The 13687-nt window shown below is 45.0% G+C and carries 10 protein-coding genes and 5 tRNA genes; 7 read left to right on the top strand and 8 right to left on the bottom strand.

Annotated elements, in window-relative coordinates; all coding sequences use genetic code 11:
* Positions 1-102: 102 nt before the first annotated feature.
* The 8 genes from K6Y31_RS05690 to murB form a co-directional block, all read right to left on the bottom strand.
* Positions 103-178, bottom strand: a tRNA-Trp gene (locus K6Y31_RS05690).
* 171 nt (positions 179-349) lie between these two features.
* Positions 350-1534 carry an elongation factor Tu gene (gene tuf, locus K6Y31_RS05685; protein ID WP_233051854.1) on the bottom strand — a complete coding sequence of 395 codons (1185 nt, stop codon included), beginning with the start codon at positions 1532-1534 and terminating at the stop codon, positions 350-352.
* A gap of 75 nt (positions 1535-1609) precedes the next feature.
* Positions 1610-1685: transfer RNA gene (locus K6Y31_RS05680), tRNA-Thr, on the bottom strand.
* Positions 1686-1694: 9 nt separating this feature from the next.
* Positions 1695-1769: transfer RNA gene (locus K6Y31_RS05675), tRNA-Gly, on the bottom strand.
* 43 nt (positions 1770-1812) lie between these two features.
* Positions 1813-1896: transfer RNA gene (locus K6Y31_RS05670), tRNA-Tyr, on the bottom strand.
* Between the two features lie 18 nt (positions 1897-1914).
* Positions 1915-1990 (bottom strand) — tRNA-Thr (locus tag K6Y31_RS05665).
* A 159-nt stretch (positions 1991-2149) separates the two neighbouring features.
* Positions 2150-3118: a bifunctional biotin--[acetyl-CoA-carboxylase] ligase/biotin operon repressor BirA gene (gene birA / locus K6Y31_RS05660; protein WP_233051853.1), complete on the bottom strand. Its 969-nt coding sequence runs from the start codon at positions 3116-3118 to the stop codon at positions 2150-2152.
* Positions 3119-3147: 29 nt separating this feature from the next.
* Positions 3148-4218 carry a UDP-N-acetylmuramate dehydrogenase gene (gene murB / locus K6Y31_RS05655; protein WP_233051852.1) on the bottom strand — a complete coding sequence of 357 codons (1071 nt, stop codon included), beginning with the start codon at positions 4216-4218 and terminating at the stop codon, positions 3148-3150.
* Positions 4219-4650: 432 nt separating this feature from the next.
* On the opposite strand from murB, the gene K6Y31_RS05650 reads away from it, so the two are divergent.
* From K6Y31_RS05650 to K6Y31_RS05620, 7 genes are all read left to right on the top strand, one after another.
* Positions 4651-5859: an ammonium transporter gene (locus tag K6Y31_RS05650; protein WP_233051851.1), complete on the top strand. Its 1209-nt coding sequence runs from the start codon at positions 4651-4653 to the stop codon at positions 5857-5859.
* 218 nt (positions 5860-6077) lie between these two features.
* Positions 6078-6806 (top strand): TetR/AcrR family transcriptional regulator, encoded by a 729-nt coding sequence (locus K6Y31_RS05645; protein ID WP_233051850.1) that lies wholly within the window; start codon positions 6078-6080, stop codon positions 6804-6806.
* Between the two features lie 135 nt (positions 6807-6941).
* Positions 6942-9302, top strand: coding sequence for an efflux RND transporter permease subunit (locus K6Y31_RS05640; RefSeq protein WP_233051849.1), 2361 nt, complete (start codon positions 6942-6944; stop codon positions 9300-9302).
* Positions 9303-9312: 10 nt separating this feature from the next.
* Positions 9313-10131, top strand: a complete 819-nt coding sequence (locus K6Y31_RS05635) for an outer membrane lipoprotein-sorting protein (RefSeq protein ID WP_233051848.1) — start codon at positions 9313-9315, stop codon at positions 10129-10131.
* Positions 10132-10223: 92 nt separating this feature from the next.
* Positions 10224-11396 (top strand): hypothetical protein, encoded by a 1173-nt coding sequence (locus K6Y31_RS05630; RefSeq protein ID WP_233051847.1) that lies wholly within the window; start codon positions 10224-10226, stop codon positions 11394-11396.
* A gap of 160 nt (positions 11397-11556) precedes the next feature.
* Positions 11557-11703, top strand: a complete 147-nt coding sequence (locus tag K6Y31_RS05625) for a hypothetical protein (protein ID WP_232800674.1) — start codon at positions 11557-11559, stop codon at positions 11701-11703.
* 237 nt (positions 11704-11940) lie between these two features.
* Positions 11941-13605: an ExeA family protein gene (locus K6Y31_RS05620; protein ID WP_233051846.1), complete on the top strand. Its 1665-nt coding sequence runs from the start codon at positions 11941-11943 to the stop codon at positions 13603-13605.
* Positions 13606-13687: the final 82 nt, after the last annotated feature.

Below are 13687 nucleotides of genomic sequence, written 5' to 3'. Positions count from 1 at the left end.
CTTTTCGTAAATGCAAAAGCCCCGCGAGGCGAGGTTATCTGACCTGCTATACGCTCATTGCGCAATATTCAGGTAACGTTGTTGATCTGCTGAGATCAAATTTGGCAGGGGTGGAGAGATTCGAACTCCCAACATTCGGATTTGGAATCCGACGTTCTGCCGTTGGAACTACACCCCTTCAAAATTGGCCCTATTATAGGGTTTTTTCACTAAAATGTAACCTGAATAATCTTGTCAAAGGACGCATTACTGTCGATTAAGTTTTTAGTGCTGGGGTAATTTCTCATACCTTAGCTACCACAAAAGGCCGCCAAAGCGACCTTTTCAGAGTGTTCTTAATCAATCGATATTATTCGATGATTGAAGATACTACACCAGCACCTACTGTACGGCCACCTTCACGGATAGCGAAACGTAGACCTTCATCCATTGCTACTGGAGCGATTAGCTCTACAACGAATTTAAGGTTGTCACCAGGCATTACCATTTCTACACCTTCTGGAAGCTCTACAGCACCAGTGATGTCAGTTGTACGGAAGTAGAACTGTGGACGGTAACCTTTGAAGAATGGAGTATGACGGCCACCTTCATCTTTGCTTAGTACGTATACTTCTGATTCGAACTTAGTGTGTGGTGTGATTGAACCAGGCTTAGCTAGTACTTGACCACGTTCAACGTCTTCACGCTTAGTACCACGTAGAAGGATACCACAGTTCTCACCTGCACGACCTTCGTCAAGCAGCTTACGGAACATTTCAACACCCGTACAAGTCGTCTTAGTAGTATCTTTGATACCAACGATTTCTACTTCGTCTTGTACGCGAACGATACCCGCTTCGATACGACCAGTTACTACTGTACCACGGCCTTGGATAGAGAATACGTCTTCGATAGGCATGATGAATGGCTTGTCGATTTCACGCTCTGGCTCTGGGATGTAAGTGTCTAGTGCTTCTGCAAGCTCAAGTACTTTCGCTTCCCATGCTTCGTCGCCTTCAAGTGCTTTAAGCGCTGAACCTTGGATTAACGGTAGGTCATCACCTGGGAAATCGTACTCAGATAGCAGTTCACGAACTTCCATTTCTACTAGCTCTAGTAGCTCTTCGTCGTCAACCATGTCACATTTGTTCATGAATACGATGATGTATGGAACACCAACTTGACGAGAAAGTAGGATGTGCTCACGCGTTTGTGGCATTGGGCCATCAGTCGCAGCTACTACTAGGATAGCGCCGTCCATTTGAGCAGCACCAGTGATCATGTTTTTAACATAATCGGCGTGTCCAGGACAGTCTACGTGTGCGTAGTGACGAGTCGGTGTGTCGTACTCGATGTGAGAAGTATTGATTGTAATACCGCGCTCACGCTCTTCAGGTGCATTATCGATAGATGCGAAATCTTTAGTTTCACCACCGTAAGCTTTGGTAAGAACCGATGAAATAGCAGCGGTTAGAGTTGTTTTACCATGGTCAACGTGACCAATGGTGCCCACGTTTACGTGAGGCTTATTACGTTCAAATTTTGCTTTAGACATGTTCGCCCCTCAGAGACAAATACGGTGAAAGATTTCACACTATGATTAATTTTTTTGGATTAAAGCGACTAGAAATGGTGCTGATAGGCAGATTCGAACTGCCGACCTCACCCTTACCAAGGGTGCGCTCTACCAACTGAGCCATATCAGCATTTTGTATTGGAGCGGGCAGCGGGAATCGAACCCGCATCATCAGCTTGGAAGGCTGAGGTAATAGCCATTATACGATGCCCGCATCATGTTTCTAGTTGTCATTTAAGACCACTTTAAAACTTAGATGGTGGGGGGGGACGGATTCGAACCATCGAAGCTTTCGCGGCAGATTTACAATCTGCTCCCTTTGGCCACTCGGGAACCCCCCCAGTACTTAAATGATTAAATGGTGCCGACTACCGGAATCGAACTGGTGACCTACTGATTACAAGTCAGTTGCTCTACCTACTGAGCTAAGTCGGCTTCATTTAAGTGACGCGCATTCTAAGTAATAGTTTTCGCGGTTGCAACAGTAAAAGGATAAAAAAATAAGATAAATCGACTGAGTGGGCAAACTTCATACAAAATCGACCAAAAGCCCTCTCATACGGTACGAAAAACAGGCATTTAAACAAATCTGCATCAGGCCTGAGCGAGTCGTAAAGAAATTTCGCCACCGATAAAAGGCTTGATCACCCCGTGCTGCTCGACTAACAAAGCACCTTGCGCATCAATACCTCGTGCAATACCTGAAATAGTTTTCGGCCCGATAATTAAATTAACAGGCTGATTAATAAACGCATCAAGGGCTTGCCAACGCGTCAAGAAAGGCTCCAGTCCCGCTTGCTCATACAATGACAAACTTTGCGCGAATGCCATAATCAGCCTTGCAGCCAGTTGGTTGCGACCGATCCCGCTCGCCCCCATCTGTTCTAAGTCAGTCCATGGCTGATCAATTCCTTCTGCCGCCGCTGCTGGCATCTTCACATTTAGGCCAAGCCCGATCACCAGTTGGCAAGGGCCTGCAGCTTGAGCTGACATTTCAACTAAAATACCTGCCAACTTTTTACCTTCGACATAGATATCATTGGGCCACTTAAGTTGCACGCCATCCACACCTAAGGACTCAAGTGCGTTAACCGTGGCAATGCCTGTCACCAGACTCAGCCCCATCGCCGCACCCATGCCCGCTTCAAGCTGCCAGTACATGGACAAATATAAATGCGAGCCAAACGGTGACACCCATTGCCGCCCGCGTCGACCGCGTCCCGCGGTTTGGCATTCCGCCATACAGGTTGCGCCGGGTGTTAGCTGATCTAACCGGTCTAATAAGTATTGATTGGTGGAATCAAGCACCGGAAAAACATCTACCGCTTTTTGCTCCGACAAAGAACGGATCAAGGCTTCATCTAATAACTCAATTGGCGCAACCAACTTATAGCCTTTACCTTTTACACTGTGAATATCCAGCCCTAGCGCTTCAGCTTGCTTGATATAATTACTGATTGAAGTACGAGTAACGCCGAGCTGCTGCCCCAACCATTCGCCAGAATAGAACTGTCCATCCGCTAATAATTGAATCAATAGATTAATATTCTTCTTGGCTGTCATCTCAGCGCCACCTTATATAATTTCAGAATTTAAGCGTCTTGCTCAGCTGCTAATGCATTGCGCTCTAATTGCAGCATCATGTCATCAAGAGTTGTTTCACCCTGCGCCGCAATAAAGCGCACTTCATGCTCTAACAACACACCAAACCGCTCTGCCACCTGATTACGGACTAGCCACGCCAGCTCAACCACATCTTTAGGTGTTGCTCCACCTTGATTAACTAATACTAATGCCTGCTTCTGATGCACCTGCGCACCGCCTATCTGCCGCCCTTTTAGACCACATTGATCAATTAGCCAGCCAGCAGCGAGCTTTTTAATATTTTCGTCACCAGTCTCGTAGATCGGTAACTCTGGATAAGCAATCGCTAACGCCTGTGCTTGCGCAGCTGGGACTTCTGGGTTTTTAAAAAAACTCCCAGCATTACCTAAGGTGTTCGGATCAGGCAGTTTTTCAGCTCTGACTTGACACACCAGATCGTAAATTTGTTGTGCACTCGCCGTTTCCGGCAGCTGTTTTAAATCCCCATAATTTAAGGTTCGTTGCCATTGTTTAGGTAAACGAAACGTAACCTCAATGATAAGGTGGGTATTTTTATACTGATGTTTAAACACACTGTCACGATAGGCAAATTGGCATGCTTGATGTGATAGCGTTTGCCATTCACCATCTGCTAAGCGATAAGATTTAACACTGTCAATGAAGTCTTTTACTTCAACCCCATAGGCGCCAATGTTTTGCACGGGCGTAGCACCAACACAACCTGGAATTAACGCTAGGTTTTCTAAACCATGGTAGCCATTAGCCAAGCACCAAGTGACAAAGTCATGCCAGTTTTCACCGGCACCAACAGTAATCAGCCAAGCATCCCCCTCATCTACTACCGCTTTACCTTTGAAATCAGGCTTAATAAGCACGCCATTAAAATCTTCACAAAAGAGTAAATTACTGCCGCCGGCAAGAATGAAATACGGGGTATCTGGTTGATAAACAAAATCGGCTAAATCACTTTCTGACGCCAGCGTCACTAAGGTATGCGCTTTCACATCAAGAGAAAAAGAATTGAAATCAAGCAATGACTGTTGCTGGGAAATGATCATATAGAAGGCCTAAATCAAAATGTCAGCGCAGCATTATACTGAAAATGTTCGACTAAAGCCCGGCCCAAAATAAAACCTTTAGTTAAACTTTAATCCCTCAAAGCACCAATAAAGAGCAAGCGCACCACACTATGCACCAATACTGCTCACAAATAGGGTAAAACAGGCCATAAAACCGCTATTTATTCCCGCCAACGCGCCACAACCAAGCCCCACCGGAAAGCAGGTGCACCATAAAAAGCCACTATTTACATTTATGGCATAAAACCTGCTATGACGGTCCCTGACAAGGATTTAGCTCACACGGGCATTTACGTACTCAGCCTAGCTAGCCATCGAAACCTTATAACAACTAAAAACTTTAATATCGAGACACAACCGCTTTATTACTGCCATAGGATATGTCTTTGGCAGGAAGCAAAGGGAGAGACAGTGGACAACATCAACAGTGCAGTAGAAACCTTAGTGCAAAGCTCAAACACTTTATTTATTTTACTTGGTGCCATTATGGTACTGGCGATGCACGCAGGCTTTGCCTTCTTAGAGGTGGGCACAGTACGTCAGAAAAACCAAGTTAATGCATTAGTAAAAATCATTGCCGACTTTGGCTTTTCTGCCGTGATTTACTTCTTCATAGGTTATTGGATAGCTTACGATGTGACGTTTTTAGCCCCAGCTAGTGAACTGACCACAGCGAACGGCTATGAATTAGTAAAATTCTTCTTTTTGCTTACTTTCGCCGCGGCTATTCCAGCGATTATCTCTGGTGGTATTGCCGAGCGCGCGAAATTCTATCCCATGCTCGCCGCATCAGGTTTAATTGTCGGGTTTGTTTATCCTTTCTTCGAAGGCATCATTTGGAACGGTAATTACGGTTTTCAAGCTTGGCTAGAAACAAGCTTTGGCGCAAGTTTCCATGACTTTGCTGGATCGGTGGTTGTTCATGGCGTCGGCGGTTGGTTAGCTTTAGTGGCGGTATACTTTCTTGGTATTCGTAATGGCCGTTACCGAAACGGCAAGTTAGTCGCTTTCGCGCCTTCTAATATTCCGTTTCTTGCCTTAGGCGCTTGGATTTTAACTGTCGGTTGGTTTGGCTTTAACGTGATGTCAGCGCAAACTATGTACGGGATTTCCGGCCTGGTTGCGGTAAATTCATTGATGGCTATGGTTGGCGGCATCATAGTGTCACTACTGGTCGGAAAAAATGACCCCGGCTTTATTCATAATGGTCCATTGGCAGGACTAGTAGCAGTCTGTGCTGGCTCAGATTTAATGCACCCTATTGGCGCATTGCTAACAGGCGGCATCGCCGGGGGCCTTTTTGTGGTGCTGTTTACCTACTTACAAAACCGCATGAAACTCGATGATGTGCTAGGTGTATGGCCATTACATGGGGTATGTGGTGCTTGGGGTGGTATTGCTGCGGGCATTTTCGGCAGTGAAGCGCTCGGCGGACTGGGCGGAGTGAGCCTGATGTCACAAGTCATTGGCACTTTAGCGGGCATAATTGTCGCACTGATTGGTGGTGTTATCGTATACGGCATTCTCGCCAAAACGGTAGGCCTGCGCATGACTCAAGAAGCTGAGTACCATGGTGCCGATTTAAGCATTCATAAGATAGGATCAATTAGCGACGATTAATCGAGCTAGGATTTATCTGTGATTTATTTATCAAAGCGGGCAATGCCCGCTTTTTTTCGAAAAATATAATTGACATCAACATAAGATGAAACTAGATTAATGACCAATCGTCATTTATAGACTTTCAGTCATTCATTACTGTTCGTGCGCCAAATCATGGCTGTGCATGCTGAAGACACGTATAATTCATTTTATGTATTTAAAGAACGTGGCGGCTCATGACAACACAAACAAGAAAAGCAAGAGAAGTGGCAGAGCGTGAAGAGCTATTGCTGGATTTGGCCATAGAGATTATTGAAGAGCATAGTTTTGCGCAGCTCACGATGGATAAGTTAACGGCCCGCTCTGAGTACTCGAAAGGAACGGTATACAACCATTTTTCGAGTAAGGAAGATTTATGGTGTGCGCTGTGCGCGCGGGGTCTAAGGATCCAAAAGAGCATGTTTGGTAAGTTAGCCAATTTTGAAGGCAATAGCCGAGAGCGCATACTGGCACTTAGTTTCGGCTATGAATTGTTCACTTTGTGTTACCCCATCTTAACGATGGTGTCATTAAGGGTAATGAGCCCAGCTGTTTTTGAAAAAGCCTCCCCCGCGCGAATTAAAGCGCTTGGTGAGACTGAAGATGAAATGGTCGAAATGCTCAAAGGCATGATTGAAACAGCAATGGCAAACAATGAGTTAAGTCGACGATATGAAGATAACCTCTATCAAGTGACGTTCGCCATTTGGGCAATGAGCTTTGGCTCAGTGACTATTTTGCGTAACTCAACGCCCACGCCTTGCTTAGAGCGCATTGATATCGACTCAGCGGTGTTGGTTAATGCTTCAATTGTACTAGATGGACTGCAGTGGCAACCCTATTCGTGGGACTGGGATTATAAAGCCAGTTGGCAGCGCATTGCTGAAGAAATCTTTTATGAAGAGCTGGCTACATTGAATAAATAAGTAACGAGCAGTAGAGAATTATAAACTAGCCAGTTGACTGGCTTTCTTTACACCACCACATGACGATTCGTCACTTTGTGATTTATCGTCATATTTTTTTACTAGGTAATGACGAAACGTCATAATGAGGAAACAATGCAAAATACTAGCCCCCCTAATGTGGCAAAATGGCAGATTTGGGTTGTAGAGCGACCCCTAATAAGCCTATTTGCCTCGTTATTAATTCTATTTGCTTTTGCCTTTGGTGCCAGCAAATTATATTTCGATGGTGACTATCGGGTGTTTTTTGGCCCTGATAACCCCCAATTGCAAGCCTTTGAGCGAATGCAAAATGTTTATAGTAAGTCAGATGCGGTTAGCTTCATCATTGCGCCCAAATCAGGCAATGTGTTTAGTGATCAAACCCTGAGCCAGATCCATCAAATGACCAAAGAATCTTGGCAAACCCCTTATTCAACAAGGGTTGACTCGATCACTAACTTTCAACATACCCGAGCTGAAGAAGATGACTTGCTGGTTGAAGATTTATTACTCGAAACCAATCTATTGAGTCCAGAGAAAAAAGATGCAATCCGCCAAGTCGCCCTAACACAACCCGAGTTACTCAATAAGTTAGTCGGCGAAAATGGTGCTGTCACTATTATCAACGTTACCGTACAACTGCCTGAAATAGATCCCCTAACCGAAGGGCCAGCCGTCGCCGCATTTGCTAAAGAGCTAAAAACAAAATATGAAGCGCTTTACCCTGACACCGACATTCGTATGTCAGGTATGGTTATGTTAAATGATGCCTTTGCCAGCTATTCTCAAAGTGATTCAAGCACTTTAGTTCCGGGGATGTTCTTGGCTATTTTGCTGATGCTTGCCTTTCTACTGCGCTCTATTCTTAGCACCATTGCCTCGCTAGCGGTAATCATTGCCACCATAGCCGCAACCTTAGGCGTATCCGGTTGGCTTGGCATTCCTCTTACCACGCCAACGGTCAATGTGCCCACCATTGTGATGACATTAGCAGTGGCTGACTGCGTTCATATTATTAGCAGCATGTTGCTGGCGATGCGCCGTGGCGAAACCAAAAAACAAGCCATACACAGTAGTTTGGGCATTAATCTTAAACCCGTATTTATTACCAGTGTCACCACCGCCATTGGCTTTTTGTCACTTAATTTTTCAGACTCACCACCACTGCGTGATTTAGGTAACTTAGTTGCCGTTGGCATGCTGTTCGCCTTCCTATTTTCCATCACTCTGCTACCGGCTTTACTGAGCATAATGCCGATTAAAGTTAAAGCGCAGCCAAACCCATCGGCCAATATGGCGCGCTTTGCCCTCTGGGTGATAAAAAAGCAAAAACAAGTGTTAGGTTTTGGCATCATTACGGTGATCGCATTAGCATCTCAAGCACCCAATAATCAGGTAAATGATGATGCACTAAAGTATTTCAGTACAGATACCACCTTCCGCCAAGATTCTGATTTTATGGCGGAGCATATTTCCGGTATGACAACCCTAGAGTTTGGTCTTGATAGCGGCGCTAGTAATGGCATTAATGATCCAGCATTTCTCAGCCGACTCGCTGAATTTACTGAATGGCTAAGAGCTCAGCCAGAGACAGATCATGTCCTGTCCCTGACTGATACCATCAAACGCCTTAATAAGAACATGCATGGTGATGACCCGTCGCAATACCGTTTGCCGGATGAAAAAGAGCTCGCAGCACAATATTTGTTAATGTATGAAATGAGCTTGCCGTACGGCTTAGATTTAAACAATCAAATCAACATTGATAAGTCAGCCACCCGCATTGTTGCCACCTTTAAAAACCTCGGCAGCATTGAAATTTTAGCCTTAGAACACAGAGCAAATACATGGTTTGAGCAGCATGCACCTAACCTGCAAGTGGATATTGCCAGTACCAGTTCGATGTTTGCTCATGTCGGCGAACGCAATATGGGTAGCATGTTGATTGGAACGGCCTTTGCCTTAGTGTTGATTTCCGCTCTACTTGGCGTGGCGCTGCGCTCATGGCGTCTAGGTTTGATCAGTCTGTTGCCAAATATCCTGCCCGGCTTAGCAGGTTTTGGCTTATGGGCATTGGTTAATGGTGAAATAAACCTCGCCCTGTCCATTGTCTCTAGTTTAACACTTGGGATCGTTGTCGATGATACAGTGCACTTCTTAAGCAAGTACCAACACGCCCGCAAGCAAGGTCAAAATACCGAACAGTCCGTTATTTATGCCTTTACCAGTGTTGGTCGAGCGCTCGTGATTACCACCTTAGTTATCTGTGTTGGCTTTGGCATTTTAACCCAATCCAATTTTGCCATGAATGCCGATATGGGCTTGCTCACTAGCATCGTCGTCATGATCGCGCTGCTGATTGACCTGCTAATTTTACCCGCATTTCTACTGGTATTTGACCGTAAACCTAAGTTAACAACCAGCATAGAAACCAGCAATACCGAACCTAAATTAACTTCTCTGGCCAACCCATAGGAACCCCATAATGAAAAAAATATATTTACCTATTTCTCTCACCGTTGCACTTATGTCGACGGCGGTCATAAGCCCGGTGTTAGCCAGTGACGATCAGGGCCTAACCATTATGCAAGAGCGTAAACTGCGCGACACTGGCTGGCGCAGTAATGAAGCAACCTTAGAAATGCGTTTAACCAATGCGCAAGGGCAAACCAGTACCCGCAATCTAAGAATGAAGAGCTTGGAAGTCAAAGGTGATGGTGATAAATCGCTGAGTATTTTTGACACACCACATGACGTAAAAGGTACCGCTTTTTTAAGCTTTTCCCACGTCACGGGAGCTGATGACCAATGGCTGTATTTACCCGCCCTAAAACGAGTTAAACGCATTGCGTCACGCAATAAGTCTGGCCCTTTTATGGGCAGTGAATTTGCCTACGAAGATCTGAGCTCATTCGAAGTCGAAAAATATAACTATCGGTACTTAGGTGAAGCTGACATTGGCGGGGAAAAGACTTGGAAAATTGAAAATATCCCCACTGACCAGTATTCCGGTTATAGCAAATTAATTACTTGGATCGATCAGCAACACTATCGAGTATTAAAGACAGAATATTACGACCGGAAAAGCGCGTTGCTGAAAACATTAACATTCAGTAATTATCAAGCTTATGAAGTGAGGCAAGAATTAGATGGCGAAAATAAACGCTTTTGGCGCGCAAACCTTCTCGCTGTTGAAAATCATCAGACAGGCAAAAGCACGCAATTGAATTTTAGCGAATATCGTTTTGATACCGGGCTCAGTGAAGCCGACTTCAATAAAAGTAAGCTCAAGCGCGCGCGTTAAGAAAATGGGAGGGTTCGTCCCTCCTTTTTATCCACTTTAATTCAAAAGCTTTATTTCAGGCGAAGTCAGTCGATACTGACCAAGGAAGTATAATGAAATCATACTTTGCAGCGGCGCTGCTTAGCGCTATTCACTTACCCGCAATAGCGGTCGAGATGCAAGGCTCGATCAGCTTGCAACAGCGTAGTTTTATTGAATCAGCGCAATTTGCACACCAAGGTGACCACCAAACCTCGATAGCGATTGAACCTGAATTTTATCTGCCTTGGCATGATGGCCAAGATGCTTTTATTTTCACCCCTTTCGCTCGCCTTGATAGCCTAGATGATGAGCGCAGTCATTGGGATATTCAAGAAGCCAAATGGGTTCATTTGCGTGATGATTGGGAATTTGAGCTAGGGGTTGGTATTGTTTTTTGGGGGGTCACAGAATCACAACACCTAGTGGATGTGATCAATCAAACTGATCAAGTCGAAACGGTCAATGGCGATCGCAAGCTCGGCCAGCCTATGGCGCATTTAAGCTTAATCCGCGACTGGGGCGTACTTGATGCTTTTGTTTTGCCTGGCTTTAGAGAGCGAACCTTCACCGGTGAAAAAGGACGTTTGCGAACGCCATTAGTGGTAAATACCAACCAAGCGCGATATGAGTCATCCGCCAAAGCGCAACATATCGACTTCGCACTGCGCTGGAGTCGTACCCTTGGCGACTGGGATGTCGGTCTTGCTGGCTTTAAAGGCACTGATCGTGAGCCGATATTACAACCCGTTGGTCAAAATGAGCTAGCCCCTTATTACCAACAGATGTGGCAGGTCAGCACCGACATCCAAGCCACACTAGGCGAGTGGCTGTGGAAAATAGAAGCGTTGCATAAAGAGGGGCAATTTGAACACTATCAAGCCGGCGTCGCTGGCTTTGAATACACCCTGATCGGCCTAGCTGATAGTAATATCGATTTAGGGCTGTTAAGCGAATACAACTGGGATCGGCGCGGCTTAAACGCTAACACGCCGTATCAAAACGACCTTTTTCTCGGTACTCGGTTGGTCTTTAACGATGTCGATGGCTCCGAGCTATTACTTGGGGTGGCAAGAGATTTAGAACAAATGAGCTACTCAGGACGAATCGAGGGGAGTACCCGATTTGGTCAGCACTGGCGATTGAACCTAGAAGCTTGGCTATTCTACAGTAGCGAAGCCAATGACCCACTCTATAGCTGGAAAGACGATGACATGCTGAGCATTAACCTTGAATATTTTTTCTAATAAAAAATAACGCTAAAATCTAACAAATTGTTTCGTCAATGATTAAAAATTGGTCTAGAGTTTATTGATGCATTACATTATGCCGTCTAATGCTAAAGTCGAATATACACAGAAACGAAAAAACTGCATAACATAGTCGTAACATATAGGGAGATAAAAAATGCATGCATATTTACCTGCCATCGACGTATTGATGTGCCATTGTGGAATTAGCTTTGAAGAGGCGTGTGAACAACTTGGAGTGAATATGGCTGAGCTGACGGAATCAGATAGCCGCGAGAAATACCTTCAAGTATCAGAAAAATGAAATAATTTTTCGTTATAGCAGCCTAGCGTCAGAAACAAAAAACCCAGCCTATCCGCTGGGTTTTTTATTTATTACTTTTTACTTTCGGATAAATTTAGCTCAAACCACGGCTAATGATTCCAATATCACTAACAACTCAGTAGAATCCAGCTTTAATGAAGTGAAATCCTCTAAAGTTTCATTTTGAACAGCTGAAGGATCAGCGTATTACCTTCACGGCAAGGATGTGAGTCTAAAATGTATTATGACTTTTTTGGGCTAAGAGAAAACCCTTTCTCGATCGTTCCCGCCCCTGATTACTTTTATATGAGTGACCGCCATGAGCAGGCGCTAGCCCATTTAATGTATAGCTTGCAAGGTGGCACGGGTGGCTTTGTGTTATTAACAGGTGAAGTCGGGACCGGTAAAACCATGGTTTGCCGCACTTGGCTAGCTGGCCTTACAGAACAAACCTCTCTTGCCTACATCATCAACCCTTCGGTTAGCGAAATTGAACTACTTGAAACCATTTGTGATGAATTTGCCATTCCCTATCAAAATGACCAAGACGATTTAAAAACCCTTTTTGACCTCATTACTCAATACCTACATCAGAATCATTGCCAGCAAAAACATTCTGTTTTATTAATCGATGAAGCACAGCTGTTAACGCCACTGTCCCTTGAATTACTTAAATTACTAACGCAAATTGAGCGCGATGGGCAAAAGCTACTTAAAGTGGTACTTATCGGCCAACCCGAGCTATTAGCGTTACTTAGAAAAGAATCGTTACTGGTGCTGGCGCAAGGGATCCATGCGCGTTATCACTTACTGCCATTGGACTACAGGGAAGTGTGCCTCTATGTCGCTCATCGCCTACAAATAGCCGGCTGTCGATTAAAAGTATTCAACCGGTTAGCACTGAAAGAGTTACAACTACACAGCCAAGGCGTGCCGCGCTTAATTAATCTAATTTGTGACCAGTCCATGCTGGCAGCTTTTGCCAAAGGACAGCATCAGGTTTCAGCTAAAATGGTGCGGCAAGTCGCCAACGAAATCCAAGGAATTCGTCATCAAAGTGCGTTGCAACAACTCATTCAACCATACCGCACAGTTGTGGTTAGCGGTATCGCTGCGGCTATTATTGGCTCACTAGCTATTACGCTGACACCGCCAGCCAGCCACCCACCAGTGAAAATAGGTGCTAATAACTCATGGTTTTTACCCAGCTTCAATACACAAAAAACAGTCAATATCAGTGCCCAATCAAAGCGCTTAGTAAAACGTAGCCGCCCAGTCAATGATATTGACAACCGAGAGGGTCAATATCTCGATAGCATTATCGCCAGCAGCCGGTCACCACATCAAGCGATGCAAAACCTTTATAAGCTTTGGGGCTACACACTGCCCGCTGAACGAGCTGATTGCAATACCGGACAAATTGTTGGCCTTCGCTGCTTAGAAGAGAGCGCTAATCTTGAACAGCTGAAAAGAATGAATCACCCCGTGGTGGTGAAAATGCAAGACTCTAATCAACGGCCATATTTTGCCACCTTAGCTAAACTTTACCGTGGCGTGGAATTACTGGTGGATGATAGCCATATTCGTGTCAGTGAGTCTTGGTTCAATGCCCATTGGACTGGAGAGTACACCCTACTCTGGAAAGCTCCATTGCAGTTTAAAGAATACCTAAAGCGAGGCGATCAAGGGCCGGCGGTGAGTTGGTTAAGTGCAAGTTTATCGCAACTACAAGCCTACGATGGCACCCAAACAGATCATTTTGAGCAAACACTTGAACAAGCGTTAAAGCAGTTCCAGCAACAACAACAGCTCACGCCAGACGGGATCGCCGGCGTTAAAACACTCCTGCAGCTTAACTTAAAAGTCAGACCAGAACAGCCTCGCTTAGTCTTCACCAACTAAACGATATTTGGCTTGGGCTAACCTACATAGAAGCACCTTCACCGCCATACTGCGTAAGCAAACACTCTTTTGCCTACTACTA

Source organism: Motilimonas cestriensis (genome assembly GCF_021295315.1).
Taxonomy (GTDB): Bacteria; Pseudomonadota; Gammaproteobacteria; order Enterobacterales; family CBDFNC01; genus Motilimonas; species Motilimonas cestriensis.
The sequence above is the reverse complement of the archived record's forward strand: the minus strand, read 5'-3'. Positions and strand labels throughout refer to the sequence as shown.

Excerpts from the sequence above, each read along its gene's own strand:
- tuf (WP_233051854.1), bottom strand. The coding sequence starts at position 1,534 with ATGTCTAAAGCAAAATTTGAACGTAATAAGCCTCACGTAAACGTGGGC.
- birA (WP_233051853.1), bottom strand. The coding sequence starts at position 3,118 with ATGACAGCCAAGAAGAATATTAATCTATTGATTCAATTATTAGCGGAT.
- murB (WP_233051852.1), bottom strand. The coding sequence starts at position 4,218 with ATGATCATTTCCCAGCAACAGTCATTGCTTGATTTCAATTCTTTTTCT.
- K6Y31_RS05645 (WP_233051850.1), top strand. The coding sequence starts at position 6,078 with ATGACAACACAAACAAGAAAAGCAAGAGAAGTGGCAGAGCGTGAAGAG.
- K6Y31_RS05640 (WP_233051849.1), top strand. The coding sequence starts at position 6,942 with ATGCAAAATACTAGCCCCCCTAATGTGGCAAAATGGCAGATTTGGGTT.
- K6Y31_RS05635 (WP_233051848.1), top strand. The coding sequence starts at position 9,313 with ATGAAAAAAATATATTTACCTATTTCTCTCACCGTTGCACTTATGTCG.
- K6Y31_RS05630 (WP_233051847.1), top strand. The coding sequence starts at position 10,224 with ATGAAATCATACTTTGCAGCGGCGCTGCTTAGCGCTATTCACTTACCC.
- K6Y31_RS05625 (WP_232800674.1), top strand. The coding sequence starts at position 11,557 with ATGCATGCATATTTACCTGCCATCGACGTATTGATGTGCCATTGTGGA.
- K6Y31_RS05620 (WP_233051846.1), top strand. The coding sequence starts at position 11,941 with ATGTATTATGACTTTTTTGGGCTAAGAGAAAACCCTTTCTCGATCGTT.